Annotated in this window: 22 protein-coding genes; 10 read left to right on the forward strand and 12 right to left on the reverse strand. The window is 62.2% G+C overall.

Annotation, left to right across the window (positions count from 1 at the left end):
• Positions 1–14: 14 nt before the first annotated feature.
• Positions 15–2,306, reverse strand: a complete 2,292-nt coding sequence (locus VJ698_RS12725) for an EAL domain-containing protein (RefSeq protein ID WP_324103138.1) — start codon at positions 2,304–2,306, stop codon at positions 15–17.
• 81 nt (positions 2,307–2,387) lie between these two features.
• Positions 2,388–3,512: a hypothetical protein gene (locus VJ698_RS12730; RefSeq protein WP_324103139.1), complete on the reverse strand. Its 1,125-nt coding sequence runs from the start codon at positions 3,510–3,512 to the stop codon at positions 2,388–2,390.
• 156 nt (positions 3,513–3,668) lie between these two features.
• Between VJ698_RS12730 and VJ698_RS12735 the strand changes: the two genes are divergently transcribed.
• Positions 3,669–4,343: a response regulator transcription factor gene (locus tag VJ698_RS12735; protein ID WP_324103140.1), complete on the forward strand. Its 675-nt coding sequence runs from the start codon at positions 3,669–3,671 to the stop codon at positions 4,341–4,343.
• Positions 4,340–5,776 (forward strand): HAMP domain-containing sensor histidine kinase, encoded by a 1,437-nt coding sequence (locus tag VJ698_RS12740; RefSeq protein WP_324103141.1) that lies wholly within the window; start codon positions 4,340–4,342, stop codon positions 5,774–5,776. Before VJ698_RS12735 ends, VJ698_RS12740 begins: the two co-directional genes overlap by 4 nt.
• Here VJ698_RS12740 and VJ698_RS12745 read toward each other — a convergent pair whose 3' ends face one another.
• Positions 5,777–6,760: a LysR family transcriptional regulator gene (locus VJ698_RS12745; protein WP_324103142.1), complete on the reverse strand. Its 984-nt coding sequence runs from the start codon at positions 6,758–6,760 to the stop codon at positions 5,777–5,779.
• Positions 6,761–6,866: 106 nt separating this feature from the next.
• On the opposite strand from VJ698_RS12745, the gene VJ698_RS12750 reads away from it, so the two are divergent.
• Entirely contained in the window at positions 6,867–7,670 is an 804-nt protein-coding gene (locus VJ698_RS12750) for an HAD family hydrolase (protein WP_324103143.1), read from the forward strand.
• Between the two features lie 180 nt (positions 7,671–7,850).
• On the forward strand, positions 7,851–9,167 hold the full coding sequence (locus VJ698_RS12755; RefSeq protein ID WP_324103144.1) for an NAD(P)/FAD-dependent oxidoreductase: 1,317 nt from the start codon (positions 7,851–7,853) through the stop codon (positions 9,165–9,167).
• A gap of 1 nt (position 9,168) precedes the next feature.
• Here the strand turns inward: VJ698_RS12755 and VJ698_RS12760 are convergent, their stop codons facing one another.
• Positions 9,169–9,549, reverse strand: a complete 381-nt coding sequence (locus VJ698_RS12760; RefSeq protein WP_324103145.1) for a hypothetical protein — start codon at positions 9,547–9,549, stop codon at positions 9,169–9,171.
• Positions 9,550–9,743: 194 nt separating this feature from the next.
• Between VJ698_RS12760 and VJ698_RS12765 the strand changes: the two genes are divergently transcribed.
• A complete protein-coding gene (locus VJ698_RS12765; protein ID WP_324103146.1) occupies positions 9,744–9,941 on the forward strand; it encodes a hypothetical protein in 198 nt (65 codons plus the stop codon).
• Positions 9,942–9,971: 30 nt separating this feature from the next.
• Here the strand turns inward: VJ698_RS12765 and VJ698_RS12770 are convergent, their stop codons facing one another.
• From VJ698_RS12770 to VJ698_RS12785, 4 genes are all read right to left on the reverse strand, one after another.
• Entirely contained in the window at positions 9,972–10,277 is a 306-nt protein-coding gene (locus tag VJ698_RS12770; protein WP_324103147.1) for a YciI-like protein, read from the reverse strand.
• 270 nt (positions 10,278–10,547) lie between these two features.
• Positions 10,548–10,817, reverse strand: coding sequence for a GlsB/YeaQ/YmgE family stress response membrane protein (locus VJ698_RS12775; protein WP_324103148.1), 270 nt, complete (start codon positions 10,815–10,817; stop codon positions 10,548–10,550).
• A gap of 198 nt (positions 10,818–11,015) precedes the next feature.
• Complete coding sequence (locus VJ698_RS12780) at positions 11,016–11,384, reverse strand: hypothetical protein (RefSeq protein ID WP_324103149.1); 369 nt, start codon at positions 11,382–11,384, stop codon at positions 11,016–11,018.
• Positions 11,385–11,405: 21 nt separating this feature from the next.
• Positions 11,406–11,606 (reverse strand): CsbD family protein, encoded by a 201-nt coding sequence (locus tag VJ698_RS12785; RefSeq protein ID WP_324103150.1) that lies wholly within the window; start codon positions 11,604–11,606, stop codon positions 11,406–11,408.
• Between the two features lie 562 nt (positions 11,607–12,168).
• Between VJ698_RS12785 and VJ698_RS12790 the strand changes: the two genes are divergently transcribed.
• Positions 12,169–12,510: a hypothetical protein gene (locus tag VJ698_RS12790; protein WP_324103151.1), complete on the forward strand. Its 342-nt coding sequence runs from the start codon at positions 12,169–12,171 to the stop codon at positions 12,508–12,510.
• Positions 12,511–12,992: 482 nt separating this feature from the next.
• The gene (locus VJ698_RS12795) at positions 12,993–14,693 is read left to right on the forward strand and encodes a methyl-accepting chemotaxis protein (RefSeq protein WP_324103152.1); all 1,701 of its coding nucleotides are present in this window, start codon (positions 12,993–12,995) and stop codon (positions 14,691–14,693) included.
• Between the two features lie 244 nt (positions 14,694–14,937).
• Here the strand turns inward: VJ698_RS12795 and cydB are convergent, their stop codons facing one another.
• The 3 genes from cydB to VJ698_RS12810 all read right to left on the reverse strand — a co-directional run bounded on the left by cydB (position 14,938) and on the right by VJ698_RS12810 (position 18,254).
• Positions 14,938–15,951 carry a cytochrome d ubiquinol oxidase subunit II gene (gene cydB / locus VJ698_RS12800; RefSeq protein WP_324103153.1) on the reverse strand — a complete coding sequence of 338 codons (1,014 nt, stop codon included), beginning with the start codon at positions 15,949–15,951 and terminating at the stop codon, positions 14,938–14,940.
• The gene (locus VJ698_RS12805) at positions 15,948–17,342 is read right to left on the reverse strand and encodes a cytochrome ubiquinol oxidase subunit I (protein ID WP_324103154.1); all 1,395 of its coding nucleotides are present in this window, start codon (positions 17,340–17,342) and stop codon (positions 15,948–15,950) included. Before VJ698_RS12805 ends, cydB begins: the two co-directional genes overlap by 4 nt.
• A 72-nt stretch (positions 17,343–17,414) precedes the next feature.
• Positions 17,415–18,254 (reverse strand): universal stress protein, encoded by an 840-nt coding sequence (locus VJ698_RS12810; RefSeq protein WP_324103155.1) that lies wholly within the window; start codon positions 18,252–18,254, stop codon positions 17,415–17,417.
• A gap of 247 nt (positions 18,255–18,501) precedes the next feature.
• Here VJ698_RS12810 and VJ698_RS12815 point away from each other — a divergent pair, with 247 nt between their 5' ends.
• Genes VJ698_RS12815 through VJ698_RS12825 form a run of 3 tightly spaced genes read left to right on the forward strand, consistent with a single transcriptional unit; the run spans position 18,502 to position 20,371 of the window.
• The gene (locus VJ698_RS12815) at positions 18,502–18,951 is read left to right on the forward strand and encodes a hypothetical protein (RefSeq protein ID WP_324103156.1); all 450 of its coding nucleotides are present in this window, start codon (positions 18,502–18,504) and stop codon (positions 18,949–18,951) included.
• 11 nt (positions 18,952–18,962) lie between these two features.
• A complete protein-coding gene (locus VJ698_RS12820) occupies positions 18,963–19,778 on the forward strand; it encodes a Mut7-C RNAse domain-containing protein (RefSeq protein ID WP_324103157.1) in 816 nt (271 codons plus the stop codon).
• Positions 19,775–20,371, forward strand: coding sequence for a DUF938 domain-containing protein (locus VJ698_RS12825; RefSeq protein ID WP_324103158.1), 597 nt, complete (start codon positions 19,775–19,777; stop codon positions 20,369–20,371). The genes VJ698_RS12820 and VJ698_RS12825 overlap by 4 nt, the downstream gene beginning before the upstream one ends.
• Before the next feature lie 44 nt (positions 20,372–20,415).
• On the opposite strand, the gene VJ698_RS12830 is transcribed toward VJ698_RS12825, so the two are convergent.
• Positions 20,416–23,505, reverse strand: coding sequence for a bifunctional diguanylate cyclase/phosphodiesterase (locus VJ698_RS12830; protein ID WP_324103159.1), 3,090 nt, complete (start codon positions 23,503–23,505; stop codon positions 20,416–20,418).
• Between the last annotated feature and the right edge of the window lie 73 nt (positions 23,506–23,578).

A 23,578-nucleotide genomic window follows, 5' to 3' on the forward strand; every position in this document is an offset into this window, starting at 1 on the left:
GTTTCTCGAGCGCGCTATCCAGCCATCGCCACCTGGCCATGCAGCAGCTGCTCGAACTGCTCCGGCGGCAGCGGACCGGAAAACAGGAAACCTTGCGCATAGTCGCATTCGGCATCACGCAGCCAGTCACGCTGCGCTGGGGTTTCCACGCCTTCCGCAATCACTTGCAGGTCGAGTTTGTGCGCCATCACGATGATGGTTTCGGCTATCGTGCGGCTGGTCGCATTGCGCTCCATGTCGCGCACGAATGATTGATCCACCTTCAGATAGTCGACATCGAATTTCTTCAGATAGGCCATGGAGGAATAGCCAGTGCCGAAATCGTCGATCGCCACTTCGACGCCGGCATCGCGCAGGTTGAGCAGCTTGTCAGCGGTGCTGGACGAGGCGTTGAGCAGGAGACTCTCGGTGATTTCAACGGCGATGCTGTTGCGCGCAAGACCGATCCGCCGCACATGTTCGCACCAGTCGATCGTCTTGTCATTCGGCGCGAATTGCACGGGAGACTTGTTGACGCTGACCTGGAATGGCGTGCCGCGCAGCTCGCTCCAGCGCTTGCACCAGTCGGTGGCCTGCATGAACACCCAGTTTCCGATGTCGTTGATCAATCCGGTTTCCTCGGCGACGCCGATGAATTCGCCAGGGCACACCAGGCCGTGCTTCGGATGCTGCCAGCGCAGCAGCGCTTCGCCTTTGACGATGTGGCCGTGTTTCAGGTCGATGATGGGCTGGAAGTACAAGACCAGTTGCCGCTCCTTCAACGCATTGCGCAATTCACCGATCAGCCTCAGCCGTTTCCAGGCCCGCTCCTGCATCGAACGGGTGAAGAAGCTGAACTGGTTGCGTCCGGCATTCTTGGCGACGTACATGGCCTGGTCCGCGTTCCTCAGCAGCCGCGCGGGCTCGGTTGCATCGCCGGGATGGAGCGTGATGCCGATGCTGCCGGAAACATGGATGACCTCCTGACTCAGCAGGAAGGGCCGGGCGAGCGCCGCGAGGATTTTCTCCGCAATGCTTTCGACATGCGCGCGGTCGTCGAGATCGGTCAGGATCACCGTGAACTCGTCGCCGCCGAGGCGCGCAACCGTGTCCGCCGAGCGCACGCAGGCGCGGATACGGGCCGCGCTCTCGCGCAGCAATGCATCGCCGGCATCATGGCCGAGCAGGTCGTTGACTTCCTTGAACCGATCCAGGTCGATGAACATCAGCGCCAGCAGTTTTCCGCTGCGGCGCGAATTCACCACCTCGTAGTCGAGGCGGTCGCGGAACAGGCTGCGGTTGGGCAGGCCGGTGAGGGCATCGAAGTTGGCGCGCCGCAGCGTCTCCTGCTCGGAGGAGACATCGACCGTGGTGCCGACCATGCGCAGCGCCCAGCCTTCATCGTTGCGGCTGACGACTGCGCCCCGTGCCAGGATCCATTTCCAGCGGCCGTCCTTGCAACGCACACGATACTCGCAGGCCAGGAAGGGGACGCGCCCCTGCACGCAGGACATGGTTTCCGCGACGACGCGGTTCTGGTCGTCGGGATGGGTGATTGCCAGCCAGTCGCGCAAGTGCTGGCCGACGTCTTCCTCAGCGTAACCGAGCATGGCGCGGCCCCGGCCGGAGAGGCTGAAGCGGTCGGTGGCGATATCCCAGTCCCACACGCCGTCGCCGGCGGCTTCGAGCGCCAGCTGGAACCGTTCCTCACTCGCACGCAGTGCCTGCTGCGCGCGCACCTGTTGCGTGACTTCATACCCGAATGTGAGGATTGCCGTGACCGTGCCGTCCTGCGCAAAGACCGGGTGGTACACGAAGTCGACAAACGCCTCTTCCATTGGCGCGTCCGCTGCCCGTTGCATGAGCACCCGGCACGCGTGGCCGAGGAAAGGTTCACCTGTCTGGTAGACCTTGTCGAGTACGGTGCTGAGATCATGCAGGGCAAAAGCCGGGGCGACTTCACGCGCCGGTTTGCCAATCACGGAACGATGGCACAGCAACTGGTAACAGGCGCTGTTCATCGTTTCGATTACATGGTCCGGCCCGCGCAGCAGGCACACGAAGCCCGGCGCGTGGTCGAACAGCTCCTGGATGGAAATCAGTTCCTCTGCCCGCGTTGCATGAGGCCGGTCGGCGTGCTGCGCGGCGGAACGGGTCTCTGCGGGAAAGGCATCAAAGACGGATTGTCCGATGAGTTCATTGCGCAGGCGCGAGGAAACGCGGAGAAACGCGCTATTGGCGTCGACGATCCGCAATTCTGCGGACAGCAGGAGACAGGCATTATCCGATGCGTGAAGCGCAGCAGATATGTGAGAGAGCTGCTGCATGGAACGATCCTTCCGAAAGGAACCGGCGGCGCGCCGGCTCCCTGGTATTTGGCTGGAAAGACCGCGGAATAGTTCCTTGGCTCAGGTGGAGGGCTGCATCACGGCAAGGAATGCCTTGCGGATCTGGCGACCGCATCGCGCGGATATCGAACCGGCACCTGCTTGCTGCGTGTCATGGCGCGACAGGATGCCGTAGTATTTCCGGTCCGGTGAAATCCACGGATAGAAACCGAATTTGCCCGGGCTCGAATAGGCATCCACCGTGCCGTTGCCGTTTTCCGATTCCACCCAGTGGTTGTACGAGTACGACCACGGCTCGTTGAGCAGGACGACCGGCGAGTAGATGGCCTTGTCGGGGCAGGTCGCGGGCTGCGCGCAGGTTGCGTCTTCACCGAGGTGCGCGCCGATCACCAGTTGCTGGCGCATGATGCGGCGCAGGAATTGCGCGTAGTCGGTGGCGCTGGCGAACAGTCCGCCGGCCATCAGCGGCTCGAGCGGCGCCATGCTGAATCCGCTGCTCAGGCCGAGCGTCGTCTGGTATTCCTGGTCGAGCTGTTTCGACGTAAAGGATGACAGGCCGAGGTCGACCGCCGCGAGCTTCTGGTCGTGGCCGCTGTCGTAGTAGAAACGGCCCTGGGTATTCGGGTCGGGCAGGGTAGTGTTGGCCTGGTTGCCGGCGGCATAACACGCGCCGATAGTGAGCTTGCCGATGCAGGCGTTGTCATTGAACCCAGTGTAGCCGGACAGGAATCGCAAGCCGTCATGCAGGGAGGGATCGCTGCGCACTGCGTCGATGCCTTTCTTTTCGAGAACATAAGCGCCGAAGACGAATTTCGATGCCGACGCGATATCAAAGCGGCTCGTCGCCGTGATCGAACCGCCGCCCTGCGTATTCGACACCAGGGGCGCATCACTGGCCGCGTCCCCGATTTCCCAGTAAAAGTCGCCCAGGGTCGAGGTATCGCACAGCGGGTCGCTGGATGCCGCGGCCTTGGCTGCGGTGATCGCGGCATCGAGTTTGCTCGCCGTTACCGGAGCGGCGCTGCCTGCACCCGCACCTGAAGCAGGCGCGGGTGGTGGCGATGTTGGTGTGCCCGACATGCTGCCGCTACTGCCGCCGCTGCTGCTGCCACCGCCGCCGCAGGCGCAGAGCAACGCGCTCGACGCAACCAGGGTGCACCAGCCAAGCCATGATAATTTCCGCATCTTGTATTCCGTAAAAATGATCGTTGACATGCAATCCGGGCGTTCCGCCCTGTCTTCCGGTGTACTCTATGCGCCAAATCTGTAATTTTTATGGAATGCGGATGGCCGCTCGGGCGCATTCGCACCTCGCCACATTCATTGCCCATTCATTGCACGATGAACCGACCGTACCAGGTACTTCTTGTCGAAGACGATCCGTTGATTGCAAGAACGCTTTCGATGAGCCTGCGGCATGAAGGATTCCATCTGACGGTCGCGGCCACCGCGCATGAAGCCGGGCAGGCACTTGCCGATGGCGCATTCGACATGGTGATGTTCGACGTCGGTTTGCCGGACGGGAATGGCATCGCGCTCTGTCGCGAGCTGCGCAAGCGTGACGAAGGCATACCGATCCTGATGCTGTCGGCGCGCACCGACGAGGCCACGGCAGTGGCGGGCATTGAAGGCGGGGCCGACGACTACATTCGCAAGCCTTACGGGCTGCAGGAACTCACGGCCAGGATGAATCGCCTCGTCGCACGACGCAGGAAGCGTGAGCCCATTGTTTTCGGAGCGATCGGCATCGACCTGCAAAAGCGTGCGGCCAGTGCGGGGGACGTGCCGCTGCAGCTTGGCAAGAAGGAATTCGAGATCCTCTTGCGGCTCGTGCGCGCGCAGGGCGACATCGTGACGCGCGAGCAGATGCTCGACATGTTCGAGGACGGCGCCGCCACGTACGACCGGACCATCGATTCGCATCTCAGCCACTTGCGCCGCAAGCTGCGCGATGCAGGAGCGGCGGTGCGCATCGTCGCTGTCTATGGGGTCGGCTACAGGATGGAGCAAACATGAACCGCTCGCTCTGGCTGCGATTCCTCGGGCTCAGCGTCGTCTTCGCCCTGCTGCTCGGCTTGCTCTACGCAAGGCTGATCCGCGAAGTCGCCGGCGATGCGCGCGAGGATGTGCAGCGCAGCGTGTACCTGTTCATCGCCCGCATCGTCGAAGAAGCGCCCTATGCGGATGCGATCCGCCACCTGGACCGGCTGCGCACCGAGTCGCCGTCGATGTCGCCGGAAGTGTGGGTGATCTCCGCCGCCGGGCAGGTCATGGCCAGCAACAGCGTTGCGCCGCCGCCGCAGGACTTGCTGCAGGAGGGGCTGCCGCAGCAGGTGCACGACATTGTCATGCGCGGCCACTTTTTCTCCGGCGCGTCGGCGGCGGCCGTCATACGGCTGAACGCGGCCGAACCGGCTTGGCTGGTTGTGCGCAACGCGGCCCAGGCAGGCCGCCACCTTGTCCTGACGCTCGGCACGTTCCTCGTCGCCACCGTGCTCGGCGCGATCTTCCTCGGCCTGTCGATGGTCCTGCTGTACCTGCGCGGGCATTCGCATGAGGCGAGGCGAGTCATTGCGCGTATCGAGTCCGGCGACCTCGCGGCGCGCTTCAAGGTGGACAGGCTGGACGCAGTCGGCCGCCTGATGCACGACTTCAATCGCATGGCCGATGAAATCGGGCGCCTCGTGGCGCGCTTGCAGGCCACCGAGCGGGCACGGCGCGAACTGCTGCAGGAACTGGGACATGATCTGCGCACGCCGCTGACCAGCCTGCGCACCGCGATCGAGGCGCTGGCGGCGCACGGCGAAGCCATGTCGAGCGAGGAGCGGCAGGAATTCTTCGGCGTGGTGAACAGCGAATTCGGCTACTTCAGGAAACTCGTCGATGACCTGTTCTTCATTGCCGAAATCGACGAGCCGCGTTACCGGAATGCCGCGCAGCGTCTCGACATCGTCGCCATCGTGAAGACCGAGATCCAGTCACTGGAGGCGAGCGCGCGTGCCGCGCACGAAGCAGGCGGCGGGATTCGGATCGAGGCAGAGCTCGACGCAGCAATGCCCGACACGTGCGCGGTGATCGGCGATGCCTATCTGGTCGGGAGGCTGTTCCGCAACCTGTTCGACAACGCAGCCAGGCACGCCAGCAGCGTAGTGCGCATCAGGACGAGCATCCGGCCGGGTTTTGTCGATGTGTCGGTTGCGGACGACGGTGCCGGCATGAGTGCGGCGGCCATCGCCGCGTTCGGACAGCGGCGTCGCCAACGCGTGCTGTCCGAGGGAGGCGACTTGTCCGCATCGCTGGGACTCGGTTCGGTGATCATCAAGACCATCGTGTCGCTGCACGGTGGCGATATTGCCCTGGAAAGCGGCCCCGCCGGAGGTGTGCTGCAGGGAACCCGTATTACCGTTTCTCTTCCGTTGGAAGAAGTGCGCGACGCCGCGCTGGTGTGATCAGCGCGACGGCGCTGGTTCGCGACGGCTCTTTTTCTGCGGGCGATGTTTCGCGACATCGCGCAGAAAGGGCGCAAGCTGCCGGCGCACCGCTTCCTGACCGTGTTCGATGACGAAGTCCTGGAAGGCCGCCGCGACGGTGGGAATGTGCTGGTCGCTCAGATGCATCACATACCAGTCGGCTTCCAGCGGATTCTCGGCCATGGGCAGCATCTGCACCAGCCCAGCCTCGAATTCCAGCGTGCAGGCATGGACGGAGAGGAAGGCGATGCCCAGGCCGGCCACCACCATGCGCTTGATTGCCTCGTTGCTCGACAGTTCGGAGCCGATGCGCAGCGGGTAGCCGGACTCCTTGAACAGGCGCTCGATGGCGGTCCGCGTGCCGGAGCCGCGTTCGCGTACGAGCAGGTTCGCTTCCATGATGTCGGCCAGCGTGACCTGTTTCTTCTTCATCAGCGGGTGTGTCGGGCTGGCGATGAATGCCATCGGGTGGCGCGCGAAACGTGCGGCATTGGTGCGCAGCTCGCGTGGCGGCGTGCCCATGATGGCGAGATCGATTTCATGCTTGCCGAGCATGTTCACGATCTCATTGCGGTTTCCCACCTGCAGCTTGATCCGGACATCCGGCCGTTCTGTCGTGAAGCGCACCAGCATCGGCGGCAAGAGGTACTCGGCCGTGGTGATCGCGCCGATGCGCAAAGTGCCGCTGATGACGCCCTTGAGCGCAGCCACCTCGTCCGTCGCTTCGCCCCACAGCCGCAGGATACGTTCCGCGTAGCCGAGCATGACCTCGCCCGCCGCTGTCAGCTGGATGCCGCGTCCCACCTTGCGCGTGAGCGGTGTCCCCGCGGCTTCTTCCAGCATGCGCAATTGCAGCGACACCGCGGGCTGCGTCACGTGCAGCGCCTCGGCGGCGCGCGACACGCTTTCATGGCGCGCTACCAGGAGCAGGGCCTGCAATTGCTTGAAGCTGGCGAGATGCATAAGCGTTACCTTATTAAATGAATATAAAAATTAATTTTTCTTTTCAATAGCGTGCGCTTATAGTAACAGCGAACCCATCAGCATCGTATATTGGCAGGCTATCAACATGGAAACCGAAGCACTCATCCTCGGACTGGACGGCGTCATCCTCGATACGGAAGCAGCGCACCTGGAAGCAAGCAACGGCGCATTTGCCAGCTGCGGTCTCGGTTTGCAATGGTCGCTGCCGCAATTGCGCCAGGCGACGCGGATCTGGGGCGCGACGAATGCGCTGGCCGCCGTGATCGACAAACTCGCATTGCCTGTCAACGGCAAAGATGCGTCGCGATTGATGCAGGAAAAGCACAGGCTGTTCCGCGATGCAGTGCTCGCCCGCCGACCGGAGCTGAACGCCGCCTGCGTGTCCCTGATGCAGGATGCGCTCGAGCGTGGATGCAAGCTCGCCGTGGTGACCGACATGGCGCCGGGGACCACCGCCACGCTGCTCGACCAGGTCTTCGGCAGTGATGTGACCAACAGGTTTGCCGCCGTGGTGGGCGGTGCGGATTTTACGGCCGTGACGGATAACGGTCCGCACCATCTCGCGCTGCGCACCATGGGCGTCGAGGCGCGGGCCTGCGTGGCGATCGACAGTGGCGCGCCCGGCCTGCGGGCTGCTCAAGGCACTGGCATCGGCACTGTCGCCGTCGGACCGTATGACAAGGATATCGCGCGTATTTCCGGCGCCGATGTGTGGTGTCCGCAGTGGAAGGAAATGCGGCACTGGATGGAGCACAGAAGCGCGCTGCGGGACAACGCGCGGCCTTCCGTGACCCTTGATTCCTTGCATGCCTTGCGTGCACTCCGCACGGGGGCGCGTGCCCCGGTGTCTCTGCTGCGGCAGGCGACACCAGCCCGAATGGCCGCCTGAACGTCCTTGCAGTTTGCTGCACGGCCCCGGCGCGGGCGTCCGATGCAGCGCTGCCAACCTTCGCCGCAGCGCGAGGGTGAGTTCCTGTTATTGGCAACCGAACCGCTTGTCGCGGTCTTCTCGCATGCCTGCGCGACATGCGGACCCTGTTCGAATTTTCAATCAGCCTGGAGGCATGAAATGGAAACCATCGTCATCGTGGGAGGAGGAGCCGGCGGGCTTGAACTCGCGACTCGCCTGGGCGACAGCCTTGGTGCAAATGGCCGTGCGCACGTTGTCCTCGTGGACCGCACGCCGGTGCACTTCTGGAAGCCGTTGCTGCACACCGTCGCTTCCGGCAAGCTCGATCCGCAGGTGCACCAGCTTGAATATTCGGCGCAGGCGGCCAATCACCACTTCCAGTTCATTTGCGGCGAAGTGCAGGGCGTTGACCGCGGTACGCGCACGGTCGAGATTGGTCCCTACCGCATTGATGGCGGCGATGGCACCGATGATGACGGGGAAGTGCTGCCCCGCCGCAGCGTGCGTTACGACAAGCTCGTCCTGGCGTGCGGCGCCATCACCAACTTCTTCAACATCCCCGGTGCGGCGGAACATTCGCTGACGCTCGACAGCGTGCATGACGCGGAATTCTTCCGCAAGCGTTTCCTCGCGAGCTGCATGAAGGCGAGCCTGCGCAGGGCAGAGAACCACGCTGCAGCGGTAGATATCGTGATCGTCGGCGGCGGCGCCACCGGTGTCGAACTGGCAGCGGAACTCTGCCATACTGTGCGGGCGCTGGCGCAGTACAAGATCCACTCGCTCGACCCGGCGCGCGATGTTCGTATCCGCATCATTGAACGCGGCGAGCGCCTCTTGCCGCAGTTGAATCCGCGGCTGTCCAGGCGCGCCGCACGTTACTTGCGCGCGCTTGGCATCGAGGTTTGCACGTCCACGACGGTGGCGCGCGTGGATGCCGATGCCGTGCATGATGCGACAGGAAGGCGGTACGCGTCGGACATGACGGTCTGGGCGGCGGGCGTGGAAGCGCCGGAGCTGTGCCTGTCGCTGCGCCTGCCGGTGAACCGGCTGAAGCAGATTGCGGTCAGCCCCAGCCTGCAGACGGTGGGCGATCAGGATGTCTTCGCGCTCGGCGATTGCTCCAGCTATGTCTGTCCGGTGAACGGCACGGCGCTTCCGCCGCGCGCGCAGGTCGCGCATCAGCAGGCGGTGTTCCTTGCTGAAGTGCTGTCGAAGCGGCAGGAGGGGCCATTGCCGGCGTTCCAGTATCGCGACTACGGCTCGCTCGTTTCACTCGGGCCGCTGGCGGCGGTCGGCGTTCTGGTCGGCGGCCTGTCCGGACGCGAAATGCTCGTCGGAGGCTGGACAGCGCGCCTGTTGTACGGCCTGATGTACCAGCGGCATGTGATGTCGCTGCACGGCTTCATCCGCATGGCGGCGCAAACGCTGTCGCACTGGATTCGCGCGAAGGTGACGCCGCCGGTCCGGTTGCACTAATCTAATGTCTTGCGGCGCGGTCGTCAACATCGGCCGCGCCGAAGTGTTGCATGATGTTCGATGCGAGGGCCTGCCTGTCCTCGTCGCGGGCGTCGACGGTCAGCGTGATGTTGCCGTACTTGGACGCATTGGCGTAGTCATGCGAGTAGGTCTGGTCGAAAGTATCGTTCGGCGAGGTGGACGAGGCGGAAAATGCGTCGTTGCTGCCTTCGCGCCCCGAGGGGACATTCCCCACCGAGAAATTCCCTTGCATCGCGCCCCCTTCGTCATTCTGTGAAACGAGGTGGACTTCATCTTCACCGAATCCCGCGTCGAGCAGTTGCCGCCGCGCGTTTTCGGCGTTCGAGAATGTGTCGAAGACTCTGATGAGTGTATGTGGCATGTCGATCTCCTTCGGCTGCGTGCGCCAGTCTTTGTGACTGGCGCCGCGGCGATTAGTGCCGCAGCGCCGATGCCCGGCACCTTGTCCGGTGCTGTCGCATGGCAAGGATGTTTGCGGCATATCAAACCTGCGAGGCTCGATCAGCCTACACTGGCCCGAAGTCCCCCACCTCGATTGACACATTCGGACAAAAGATGACGACAAGACCGGAGACACTTTTCGAAGCGGCGAGTTATGACCTGAACAAATTCAGGGAGCGCCGCATGGCTGAACGGCGCGCGACCCAGCGCAATACGCCGGATCGTCGCATGCAGCGCAGCGCAGCTCCGCCGGCCGATCAGGCAAGCGGTGCTACGGTCGATCCCCCACCAGGAAAAGACGGCTCCGCCTGAACGGCGCGATTCTGCTTGCGCGGTCATCGATCAGGCATCCGGCCTGACCGGTGTCGCCGCATCCGTTCCGACCACGGTGGCCCATGGCCGGACCCACCATCGCGTCACCAATCCATGCTGCACGTAAGGATCCGCCGCAGCGAAACCCTTTGCCACTTCCGGTGAATCGCCCGAAAAGAGCAGCATGGCGCTGTCCACCGGATCTGTCAGCGCACCCGCGAGCACGAGTTCGCCGCGCTCCTGCGCTTGCCATGCCAGTTTCAGGTGTTCCGCCCGAAATTCACCCCTGCGCGCCAGATAATCATTGCTGACTTCATAGAACAATAAGTAGTGCATGCCTGATCCATAAAAAAGAATGAGACGGGACTGAGTAGCGAGACGATTCTGCCGGCGCGGGCAAAGACCCGGGCCGCGCCGCGAGAGATATTGTAAAGAGATTGTGGCGTGCACGGCGCGGTCGCGTTGCGGCCGGATGATGACGATGGATGGGGATGATGGAAGACGGGGAGGTGTCGCAGTACAGGGTCCATTCGGGAGAGAACGAAACCCTGCACTATCGAAGCGACACGCGATGAGGATTATCCTGCAGGTTCATGCCGCCCTGCGTCAGCGTGGTGTGCCGCGCCGTAGCAGGTTGACGATGGCCAGCAGGACGACGGCGCCCAGGAAGGACACCAGCAGTGACGAAATGCTGAAGTCGCTCTGGTTGATAGTGCCTGTGCCGAACAGCGGCGCGAGCAGCCATCCGCCCAGCAATGCACCGACAATGCCCACGACAATGTTCAGCAGGAGACCTTGCTGCGCATCCGTACGCATCACGAGGCTGGCGAGCCAGCCGAGAATACCGCCGACGACAATCCAGATGATGAAGTTCATATTTACCTCCTAAACAAGTTGATAGACTGCTACTTCATAGACACGGCCGCATATCGAATGGTTCATGTCGAATGGCCCGCCTGCGATCCTGGTCTTGTGGCATGCAGCACGCGGCTCCGACGCAGGAGAGAACGGCCCGGGATTCGCATGCCGGTGCGCATGAATGCGCGCGCGGCCACGATGCGAGGATCTGCACGCTCACCCCTCCTGCCATCCGCCTGCTTCATTCCGCGCGTCGCTCCATTCTTCCTCGACGGGGAGCGGCGAGAAGCCTTCCTCGTCCTCGACCAGGACAGTCGCGCGTTCCTTGGATCTCATCAATTCCGTGGCATACGCATAGGCATCCTCCTTCTCGTCAAACGATGCGAGTGGCTCTTCGAAACCCTTTTCCGATACATCCCACGTTCCGTTGATGCCGGGCGAAACGCAAATCACGACCGTGCGGTCCACTGTGTTGCTGTCGTTGGATTCCATGGTCGGGTCTTTCGCCCCGCCATCGCGCCTGGCGACGGGCGTCGGGGCGGCGCAGGCATCATTGCGTGGTAGTCGGGTGTGGGGATTGGGCATCAAGCGCGCCGCGCGTGATGTTCAATGCAGGGTGCGTTCAAAGCCCTGGATCTGCTGCTCGGCTTCGTCCTTGCCGATGCCATAGGCTTCCTGGATCTTGCCGACCAGCTGGTCGCGCTGCCCGTTGATCATGTCCAGCTCGTCGTCGGTGAGCTTGCCCCACCGCTCCTTCAGTTTGCCTTTGAACTGCGTCCAGTTCCCGGCGACGGTATCCCAATTCATGACAGTCTCCTTTTCACAAAAAAGAATGCTTCCTTGGTGCTGCATGTGAGCGGTGCAAATCCTGTGCCTGTATCAGGGCGGGCTGCACAGTGGAGGTCATGTGGGATTTGGCAATGCTTGCTTGTAAATGTTCCAAGCGGCTTTGAAAACAATACAGCGCGAAGCGTGGAGTCGTCGTTGCGCAAAACCGGCGAACCGAGACGTTGATGCGACGCAAACATGGCGGCCCTGTTGCTTTGCATGATGGAAGCATGACTAAAAGACAACGTTTCCAATACGATGCAAAGTTGCCGTGCGGGTGCCGGATGCGAACCGGCTTGCGGAAAGATTGCACTGCGCGCGGCATTGCCGGTCACAGTCAATGCGCGCCGGCCTACCGGCTGTCGCACCGGAGCTTGATTTCTTTTTGGAAAGAAAGCCAGAAATTGAGTGGAAAAACCGCTTCATTAGCGTTTTCGTAACACATTGTGAACAATTTCTGGTGTGGCCGGAAACTTAATGAGGGACAAGGTGTCATTTGTTACACCTAAGTACGATGTGTTTTATCTAACAGGAGCCAATCATGACCGAACACGCGCTATCCGGACAGGAAACCTATGATCCGAACCGATTGCTGGACACGCTGCTCGAAAAAATGAATCTGAAAAATGATGCAGCCCTCTCGCGCATGCTCGAAGTTGCACCGCCGGTCATCAGCAAGATCCGCCACAGGAGACTGCCGATCGGCGCGTCGCTGCTGATCCGCATGCACGAAACGACTGGAATGAGCATCCGCGAATTGCGCGACCTGATGGGCGATCGCCGCACCAAGTACCGCTTGAGCGATGCCCAGGGCAAGCCGAAACCGACCGATGTGGCCCAGCAGCCCGGCGGCACGGGAGGGCAGCCTACACACTTTCACTGATGACAACACCGAGCCGTAACCGGCGCCCTGATCAAGATCAGGTGCGCCGGCCCGGCACGGGCGCAGTTCCAGCAAGGCGCGGAGCAGGTTTCCAGATTCGGACGTGAATCCGGGATTGCGACGTATCGCCGTTCTTATCATCAAGGCAGGAATCACATGCTGCGACTATTCTGTCGCCGGCGTCGGTTCCCTGTTCTCTTCTCCTCCCCTCCCTCTCCCTTTGTCTGACATCCGAGGTGCCGGGCCGCCATGCGCGCCGGATCGTGTCGGCAGCACCGGAAATTGTTGATTTCTGCTGACGTTTCAGCTCGATTTTTCATGATGCGGGTCAATGCGTACGTTGTTCGATGCTAATATTCTCGCTATTGACTACAATCAACTTTTTCCTGCGTGATAACACTGATCGCCCCTCTTCGCAGGCGTACCGTCGAGGCGCCTCCCGCACGCCATCAACTTCGCATTCCCCAGTCCAAAGGTGCAACATGCTCAGAAACCTCACGATCAAGTCACGCCTGATCTTTGTCGTCGCCTTTCTGTCCCTGAATTGCATCATCGGCGCGGTGCTTGGACTGGGCAGCCTTTATATGGCCAACGAAGGCATGAAGTCCAACTACCTGTATCGCCTGCGCCCGACCGAAGAGCTGGACGGCATCGTCCGCCTGATCGACCGCAACCAGATCGCGATCGCCCAGGCATTAACCACCGAACCGGCCGCCATCGCCGGCGAGATGGATGCGGTCGACAAGCGTGCCGCGGAAATCAATGCGCGCTGGGACAGTTTCATGGCGACCTATGCGGCCAGAATGTCGAGCGAAGAAAAGGCGCTGGCCGACAAATTCATTGCCAGCCGCGCCAGGTTCTTCGACGAAGGACTGAAGCCTGCGATCGCGGCGCTGCGCGCCAATGACGTGGCGCAGGCTGGCAAGCTCATGCGGGGGCCGATGAATGAATTGTTCGTGCCCGTGTCCGAAGGCGCCAACCAGCTGATGAAGTTCCAGGAAGACACCGCGAAACAGGAATACGAGAAGAACCAGAACATCTACTTTTGGGTTCGCCTCTCCTGTATCGGCGGAATGGGAATTGCGATCCTGCTCGGCGCCGCGATCTGCATCTGGCTGATCCGCGCGATCGCCAAGCCGCTGGCCGATGCAGTCAAGGTGGCGCGCAGCGTCGCTGCCGGCGACCTGACCACGCGCATCGAAGCGACGAGGGCCGACGAGACCGGCCAGCTGCTCGACGCGCTGAAGGACATGAACGAGAGTCTGGTCAAGATCGTGAGCGAAGTGCGCAGCGGCACCGAAACCATCGCCACGGCATCGAGCCAGATCGCGTCCGGCAATCTCGATCTCTCTGCGCGCACCGAGACGCAGGCGAGTTCGCTGGAAGAAACCGCGTCCTCCATGGAGCAGCTGACCGGCACCGTGAAGCAGAACGCCGACAGCGCGTTCCAGGCCAACCAGCTGGCGATGTCCGCTTCGGAAGTCGCCGTCAAGGGCGGCACCGTCGTATCGCAGGTGGTGGATACCATGGGCTCGATCAATGAATCGGCGAAGAAGATCGCCGACATCATCGGCGTGATCGATGGCATCGCCTTCCAGACCAACATCCTCGCGCTGAACGCCGCAGTGGAGGCGGCGCGCGCGGGCGAGCAGGGCAAGGGTTTTGCCGTGGTCGCAACCGAAGTGCGGCAGCTGGCGCAACGCTCGGCGGCCGCAGCTAAGGAAATCAAGGCACTGATCGACGACTCGGTCGAGAAGGTCGGGGTCGGCGCGAGACTGGTGGATCAGGCCGGCGCCACCATGAAGGAGATCGTCGACAGCGTCAAGCGCGTGACCGACATCATCAGCGAAATCTCGATCGCGAGCAAAGAGCAGACCGATGGCATCCAGCAGGTCAACCAGGCGATCACGCAGATGGACGAAGTGACGCAGCAGAACGCGGCGCTGGTCGAAGAAGCGGCGGCTGCCGCGGAATCGCTGCACGAGCAGGCCGATGGGTTGGCCCATGTCGTGAGCGTGTTCAAGCTTGCTGGCGAGCAGGTCGCGCTCGGCGGCATGAGTGCTGCGAAAAGCATTCCGGCGCGGGCCGCCACCGCGATACCGATCGCACGCAAGCCTGTTGCCACTGCAAGCCGCGTTACCACTGCGCGACCGGGAAACGACAGCGACTGGGAAGAGTTCTAACGATCTTGGCGCGATAAGCGGATATGACTGCATGACTGCGGCTGCAACGGTAAAACCTTGCAGCCGTATTTTTTTGGTCCACTAGTAAATCATCCAGATAAATTCCTAGGGTGCGCCGCGCGCACCATGACAGCGTTTGCCGGCACGCCGGTGCTGCATCATCGGCAGTCGAGGCATTGGCGGGTTTCGCTTCACTCAACCCACCCTACCATCCTTTATCCCTCATCATTATCTGGATGATCTACTAGTGATACCCCTCGCCCGGCTGCACCTTTCCGCGGAACACCCAGAACACGAAAACGGTGTAGCCGAGGATCATCGGCAGCAGGATGACGGCGCCGATCAGGAGGAATACCTGCGAGGAGGGATGCGCCGCCGCTTGCCATAGCGTGATGGTAGGCGGCACGAGGTAGGGCGCATTCGAAATCAGCAGGCCGATGTAAGCCAGCAGGAACAGCCCTGCCGCCGAGGCGAATGGCACCAGGGTGCGATTGTTCTGGATGCCGCGCCAGCAGAACCACGCCAGGAGCAGCGTCGCCAGCGGTAGCGGTGCCAGCCAGTAGAAATTGGGCAGGCTGAACCAGCGATCGGCGATGCGCCCGATCTGCAGGGGCGTCCATACGCTGACCAGCGCAATGAAACCAAGCATGCCGAGCAGCAGCGGCGTGCCCATGCGGCGCGCGAGATGTTCGACGTCGCCGCCAGCCTTCATCATCAGCCAGGTTGCGCCAAGGAGCGCATAGCCGGCCACCAGAGCAAGGCCGCACATGACGCTGAAGGGGGTGAGCCAGTCGAAAGCACCGCCCGCGAACTGGCCGTTCTCGACGCGGATCTCCTGCAGCAATGCACCCAGCACCACGCCTTGCGCAAAAGCCGCCAGCGTGGAACCGGCTGCGAAGGCGACATCCCAGTGGTGATGATGTGGCTTCGCGACCCAGCGGAACTCGAAGGCGACGCCGCGAAAAATCAGGGCTAGCAGCATGATGATGATCGGCAGGTACACCGCCGGCATGATCACCGCGTACGCCTTCGGAAATGCGACCCACAGTCCGCCTCCGCCCAGCACCAGCCAGGTCTCGTTGCCGTCCCAGAAGGGCGCGACGGTGTTCATCGCCTGGTCACGCTGTGCTTCGGTCTTAAAGAACGGAAACAGGATGCCGAGGCCGAGGTCGAAGCCGTCGAGCACGACATACATTGCAACGGCAACGCCGATGAGCAATGCCCAGATGACGGGCAACGTATATTCGAGTGTGCTCATGTCGCGTCTCCTGCGCCTTGCTGTGCAGCGGACAGCGGACGGTTGGGCAGTGCTTCCGGCCCGGGCGATACGGGTTGCGGACCCTTCCTGAGCATGCGGTGGATATAGACGATGCCGATCGAGAACACCACGGTATAGACGAGCACGAACAGGACCAGCGACAGCGCCACCGTCGATGCCGCCACCGGCGAGGTGGCGTCGGCGGTGCGCAGGATGCCATAGGCCAGCCATGGCTGCCGGCCCACCTCGGTCACGATCCAGCCGGCGATGATGGCGATGAATCCCAGCGGCCAGCTGCGTCCCACCGGCTTGAGGAACCATGGCGTCGTGAACAGGCTCTTGCGCAGCCACAGCACTCCGCCGATCACGCCGATGACCAGCATCAGCACACCGAGCCCGACCATCAGGCGGAAGGCAAAGAAGACGGGAATGATCGGCGGGCGCTGGTCGCGAGCGAAGTCGCGCAGGCCTGGGAAGAGCCCTTGCGGATCATGCGTGAGCACCAGGCTGCCTGCATTCGGGATGGCCACTTCCGCCCGGTTGCGTTCGGCCTGCGCATCCGGCCAGGCGAACAGCACCAGGCTGCCCGGCTCGCTGCCGTCCCAGTGCGCCTCGATGGCGGCGATCTTGGCCGGCTGGTGCTTCAGGGTGTTCAGCCCGTGGAAGTCTCCGACGAGTATCTGCAGCGGCGCCAGCGCGATGACCATGCCCAATCCCATGCGCACCATGATCCTTGCTTCGCGTTCGAAGCGCCCCGCGAGGATGTACCGCGCGCCGGTCGCGAGCACGACCAGCGACGTAGTGAGGTAGGTGGCGATCATCATGTGGGCGAAGCGATAGGGAAAGCTCGGATTGAAGATGATCTGCGACCAGGCCAGCGGATAGGCGATCCCGTCACGCATGCCGAAGCCGGCAGGCGTCTGCATCCAGCTGTTGGCGGAAAGAATCCAGAAGCCGGACAGCGCAGTGCCGACGGCGACGATGATCGACGCCACCGTATGCAGCCAGGGCGGGACGCGGTTCCAGCCGAACAGCATTACGCCGAGGAAGCTCGCCTCCAGGAAGAAGGCCGTCAGCACTTCGTAGCCGATCAGCGGGCCGACCACATTGCCGACCACTTCCGAAAAGCGGCTCCAGTTGGTGCCGAACTGGTAGGTCAGCACGATGCCCGACACCACACCCATGGCGAACGATATCGCGAAGATTTTCGTCCAGAAGCGGGCCAGCAGGTGGAAATGCGCCTCGCCGCTGCGCAGCCAGATCACCTCGAGCGTGGCAATGAAGGCGGAAAGGCCGATCGAGAACGCTGGAAAGATGATGTGGAAGCTGATGGTGAATGCGAACTGGAGTCGCGCGAGCAGAAGGCCATCAATACCAGCGAAGCTGTCCATCGGGCTATCCGTACCTTTCAGTGAATGCGATAACTTTCGTGCCGCCGGCGCTACCGGCCATTCGCTTCGGAATCAATGCGACATCAGCACGGGCACTGTCATGGTTTCCAGTACCGTGCGCGTCGCGCCGCCCAACAATATTTCGCGGAACCTCGCGTGGCCGTATCCGCCCATGATGATGAGATCGACGCCCTTGTCCGCGGCCAGCGACAGCAAGGCGTCGCCGATTTCCTGGTCGGTCTGTTGTTGCGATATGTCGATCTTGATGCCATGGCGCGCGAGGTACTCCGCCAGGTCGGCGCCGGGGTGCGCTCCGTGCGCCTGCGGCTGCAATTGCGGATTGAACACTGCCACATTGATCACTTGCGCGCGCCTGAGCAGGGGAATGGCGCCTGCGACGGCGCGTGTTGCGGCCATGCTGGCGTCCCATGCAACAAGCACGCGGTTGCCGATGTTGTCGAATTGCCCCGCATAAGGCACCAGCAACACCGGGCGGCCCGAATTGAGCACGACGTATTGCGGGAAATCCGGCATCACCACGGGCGAGAGTTCATTGGGATCGTTCTGTCCGATGACGACCAGATCGGCATAGCGCGCCTGCAGGCACACACCCGCGCCGGCTTCATCGTCCACCAGTCGCTTTTCGAACGAGGGCAGGCCGAGCCGCCGCACGCAGTTCTCGAAATCATCGAGACCGCGTTCCGCGCGCTTGCGCAGAAAGTCGAGATGCGGGCGCAGGTTCGGATTGGTGTCGGCCAGCATCATGGTCTGCACCAGGTAGCGGGAAGCGCCGGTCATGGCGGTGCCGATCAGATGGGCACTCTGGGTCATGGCGATCGCTGCGGCGATCTTGATCCGTTCGCTGGCACGGTTGGATTCGTCCACGTGCACCAGGATGGTTTTGTAGGACATGCAGGCTTCCTTGTCGACTTCGGCGCTGGCAACATTCCGTTAGACCGGGCCAGGCGCGAAAAACAAGCACGCGAGCGCGGAAGGTTGACGCGCATCAAAGCTTCACCGGCACGATCGCACGACAGTGTCCGCGGCAGGGATGCTCCCTTGATTTCACTCAAGCCTCACTTAGAATGGAAATGCCGCTGAGCGAAATTGGGAGAAGTGCATGGTTTTCCTTCAGGACCATCTTTCACGAGCGACAAAAATGCAGATCGAATCCGGCTGGAAGACGGCGGGCCTGCTGACGGACAGGCTGATCGATAGCCTGAAGCAGGTGGCCGAACTGCACTTCAGCCTTGCAATGGCGACGGTCCAGCAGGCGAACTTTGCGACCCGGCAATGGATGGCGGCCGGCCAGCCGCAGCACTTTGTGCCGCTGGCTGCATCGCAGCTCGAATCGGAGGTGCAGCGCCTGCTGGATTACGGGTACTACCTCACAGGCATTGCATCCGTCACGCTGGTCGATATGACGAAGATCGCCGGCAGCGTCGCCGCCGACACCAGCAACAGGATGCGGGAACTGGCCGAGGACGCGGACCATGCCGTGCCGTCGGGATGCAAGGCGGCAGATTACATCATCAGGCAGTTGATCAGCCTTGTTGGTGCCGCCTGCGATGAGCTGATGAAATTCGCGCAGTACGCAGCGCGGACCTAGCGCAGCGAACCATGACACAGACAGGGAGCATTGTGGCGATCGCGCATTTCCGGTTTTACGCAGAATTGAACGACTTCCTGGCCCCATCGCAACGCCAGTCAGACTTTCCGTATCCACTCTCGCGCGACGCTTCGGTCAAGCACATGATCGAGGCGCTCGGCGTGCCGCATACCGAAGTGGAACTCATCCTGGTCGACGGCGTATCGGTCGATTTCAGCCATCGTCTCCAGGATGGCGAGCACGTGAGCGTGTATCCCTGCTTTGCCTCGATCGACGTTACGCCGTTGATGCGCCTGCGCCCGCCCGTTGCCGGGCCGGCAAGGTTCGTCGCCGATGCGCACATGGGACAGCTGGCGAAGAACCTGCGCATGCTCGGCTTTGATGTCCTCTACCGCAACGACTACAGCGACGCCGAACTCGCGCGCCTGGCCGCGAGCGAAGACCGCATCGTGCTGACGCGCGATCGCGACTTGCTGATCAGGAAGGAGATTGTGCGCGGCTGCTACCTGCATTCGACAGCGAGCGATGCGCAGGTGATGGAAGTGATAGCGCGCTTCGACCTGGCGCAATCCGCGCGCGCTTTCAGCCGTTGCCTGACCTGCAACGGCGAGCTGAGGATGGTCGGCAAGGAGGAAGTCGGGCACCGCGTTCCGCCGCACAGCAGGCAGTTCTACGACCGCTTCTTCGAATGCCAGGAGTGCGCGCAAGTGTATTGGGAAGGATCGCACGTGGCGCGCATGCTCGGCACCGAAAAGAATGAGGAAGGCGAAATGGAAAACAATTCACCCGCACCAAACATGTCCAAAAACATTCCCTACCAGCCATGACCAAACAATTTTCTGCCGCCGCCGAGCGGAACAGCCAGCCCATCCTTGCCGTCCTGCGCGAACTGCTGCCACAGCCCGCGCGCGTCCTTGAAATCGGGAGCGGCACCGGCCAGCATGCGGTCTATTTCGGTGCCCATCTTCCGCATGTCACCTGGCAGACGAGCGACCTTCCGCAGAACCATGCGAGCATCCACGCCTGGATGAACGAAGCGAACCTGCCCAATGTGCTGCTGCCGCTGACGCTCGATACATCGACGCCCGACCATTGGCCGCAGGAGCAGTTTGATGCGGTGTTTACGGCCAACACCTGCCACATCATGTCCTGGGACGAGGTGAGGGCGATGTTCTCCGGCATCACCCGCGTCTTGCGCGCAGGCGGCCTGGCCTGCGTCTACGGTCCCTTCAACTACGGCGGAAAATTCACCAGCGAGAGCAATGCAGTGTTCGATGCTTCGCTGAAAGCGCAGGCGGAACACATGGGGCTCCGCGATTTTGAAGCGGTGGACCGGCTTGCGGGCGAGAACGGGATGAGGCTGCGCAAGGATTACGAGATGCCCGCGCACAATCGCCTGATCGTGTGGGAGAAAAGCTGAGCCGGCAAGTACGTGGCTTAATCTACTTAATGTACTTAATGCACCTAATGCAGGTAAAGGTTCGATTGCACCTTGATCAGGTCTGCAAAATTCTCCGCGGGCATCGGCTCGCTGAAATAGAAGCCCTGCACGCTGTCGCAGGCGTTCTCGCGCAGGAAATCGTATTGCTGCTGTGTCTCCGCCCCCTGCGCGATGACGCTGCAATCCAGGCTGTGCGCAATGCCGATGATGGCCTTGGCCACTGCCGCGTCGTCCCGGCTTGCGGGGATGCCTTGCACGAATGAACGGTCGATTTTTACCGCGCCGATCGGGAACTGTTTCAGGTAGGCGAGCGAGGTATAGCCGACGCCGAAGTCGTCGATCACCACGTTGATGCCGGCATCGCGCAGCGCGCGCAGCACGCCGGTTGCCTTCTCCGGGTCGGCCATGACGGCGCTTTCGGAAATTTCCAGCTCCAGGTACTGCGCTTCCAGTCCCGTCTCGTGCAGGATGGACTGGATGTTTTCCAGGAGTTTCTCGTCCATCAGCTGGCGCGCGGACAGGTTCACCGCGACCTTCAGGCTGACGCCGCTCGTTTCCTGCCACAGCTTGTTCTGCCGGCACGCGGCGCGCAGCGCCCAGTAGCCGATCGGCTTGATCAGTCCGGTGTCTTCCGCGACCGGGATGAACTGGCTGGTGGGCACCATGCCGAGCCCCGGGTGCCTCCAGCGCAGCAGGGCTTCCATGCCGGTGATGCGATTGTTGCGGATGTCGATTTTCGGTTGGTAGTGCAGCGACATCTGGCCGCGCTCGATCGCGTGGCTGAGCGCGTATTCGAGCGAGAGGCGCTCGGTGGTGTTCCGATTCAGTTCCGGCGAGTAGTAGCAGAAGTTGTTGCGGCCATTTTCCTTGGCGCGGTACATGGCGATGTCGGCGTTCTTCAGCAGCGTATCGGCGTCGGTGCCGTCGTCGGGGAAGGTGCTGATGCCGATGCTGGTGCTGATGTTGAGTTCATCGCCGTCGCCCAGGAAGGGCGGCACGAAGGCGGCGAGGATCTTTTCGGCAATCGTCCCGCCGCGATGCGGTTCATCAACGTTTTCCACCAGCACCACGAACTCGTCGCCGCCCAGCCGCGCCACCGTATCCGATTCGCGCAGGATCTCCTGCAGTCGTGACGCGGCTTCGCGCAACACCAGGTCGCCGGTGGCGTGGCCGAGCGTGTCGTTGATATGCTTGAAACGATCCAGGTCGAGGAACAGGACTTCGAGCGAACGGCCGGGACGTTCGGCGATCGTGAGCGCGTGTTCCAGGCGCTGGTGGAACAGCATGCGGTTCGGCAAGCCAGTGAGCGAGTCGAAGTGCGCGAGGTAGGCCATCTGCTCGGCAGTCTTCTTGCGCTCGGTAATGTCGCGCATGATGAACAGCGATGCACGCCGGCCCTTGTGGGTGAAGGGCGAGGAGTTGACTTCGACGTCGACCGGGCTGCCGTCCAGCCGGAGCAGTTTCTCGTCGAGGGAGACAAACGTTTCTCCTTCCTTCATGCGTGCGATGCGCTCCTGCTTGAGCGCATGGAAGTCGGCATGGAGGAAATCTTCCAGCCGCCGGCCGATGATTTCTCCGTTACCGCGCGCGCCGAACAGCGTGATTGCCGCCTCGTTGGCGAAGACGAAGGCGCCGTCCTGATGGACGAGTATCGCGTCCGGCGACAGTTCCACGACCTTGCGGTAACGCTCTTCCGCTTCGCGCAGGGATGCTTCCGCCGCTTTCTCTTCCGTGATGTCCTGCGCCGTGCCCAGCATCCGGGTGACGCGTCCGTCCGCATTGCGCCGCGGCTGGCCGCGTGCGAGGACAGTCCTGATCGAGCCGTCGGGCAACACAATGCGATGTTCGACCTGGAAAGGCTGCGCGGTAAGGCGGCTTTGGTCCACCACGTCGATGAGCATGGCGCGGTCATCCGGATGGACCCGCGCAAAGAAAGACTCGCGGCTGAGCGTGAATGTTTCCTTGCTGACGCCGAAGATCCGGAAGAGTTCGTCCGACCAGGTCGTCTGGTTGGCTTCGATATCCCAGACCCAGCTGCCGAGCCGCGCCATGTGCTGCGCCTCGGCCAGTTGCCGCTCGCGCGACGCCAGCTCCTGTTCGAAGCGCTTGCGTTCCTCGATCTCGGACAGCAGATCGGAGGTGCGCTGGCGCACCTGCAGTTCCATGCCGTCGCGTTCCGTGCGCAGCGCTGTTTCAACCCGGCTGCGCTGGTAGATCTCGCGGGCGAGCGCGAGGCCCATGGTGCCGACCACGCTGAAATACACGCTCAGGAGCAGCAGCGAGGAATTCATGTTCTCGCGCGCGAACGGACCATGCCCGTTCGCCGTGTTCCAGACGGCGACGCCGCACACGACGACAGTGGTCCAGGTCACCGCGGCAAGGTTGAACCTGAATGCAGCCCAGAGGAAAAATGGAATGGCCAGATAGGCGGTTGGCCAGCGCCCGAAGACCCCGCTGAACACGATCTGGCTCGTCGCTAGCAACAGGATCAGGAATGCGGCGGCCTCCGCGATCCGGGCGGCTCGCCATTGCACGCCGCTGCGGATGTCCCAGGCCAGCAGTAGCGGCAGGACGATGATCATGCCCGTGGCGTCGCCCAGCCACCAGGTGAGCCAGCCCCGCACCAGCGCGACCAGGCTGGGGTGGTCAGAAAGGTAGATCGCGACGGTGCCCACCGTCGCGCCGATTTTTCCCGTCATCAGGGCAATGCCGATGAATCGGAAGATGGTATTGCGGTAGATGAAGTCGGTACGAGTGTGGTAGAGGTGCTGGATCAGCCAGGTGGCGGTACACGCTTCGAGCAACGCGCCGGTGCCGATGAGAAGGGCGACAGGCAACGCCTTGCCGATCAGCAGGGCGTTGAGCGAGGAACCCGCCAGGACTGCCGGCGCAAGGCGCGTGCCGCCGACAAGCAATGCATACACGGCGATCGCGGATGGCGGCCAGAATGGGCTGCTCAATTCTGGCAGGAACGCGAAATTCGTGGAGAAGCGGGCGACGATGAAATACACGCCCGCGAGGAGGGCGAATTGTCCGAGGTACTGACGGATGCCATGCGGACTGGACCTTGGCCTATCGCCGGCATGCCCAAGAATATTGCTGATCAACCTCATCCCCTGGCCTTTCGCGGAACGACATGAGATGACTTGCCCGACGAGGTCATGCAATCTGCCGCAAGTCATTTTC

Source organism: Noviherbaspirillum sp., assembly GCF_035254685.1.
Lineage (GTDB): Bacteria > Pseudomonadota > Gammaproteobacteria > Burkholderiales > Burkholderiaceae_D > Noviherbaspirillum.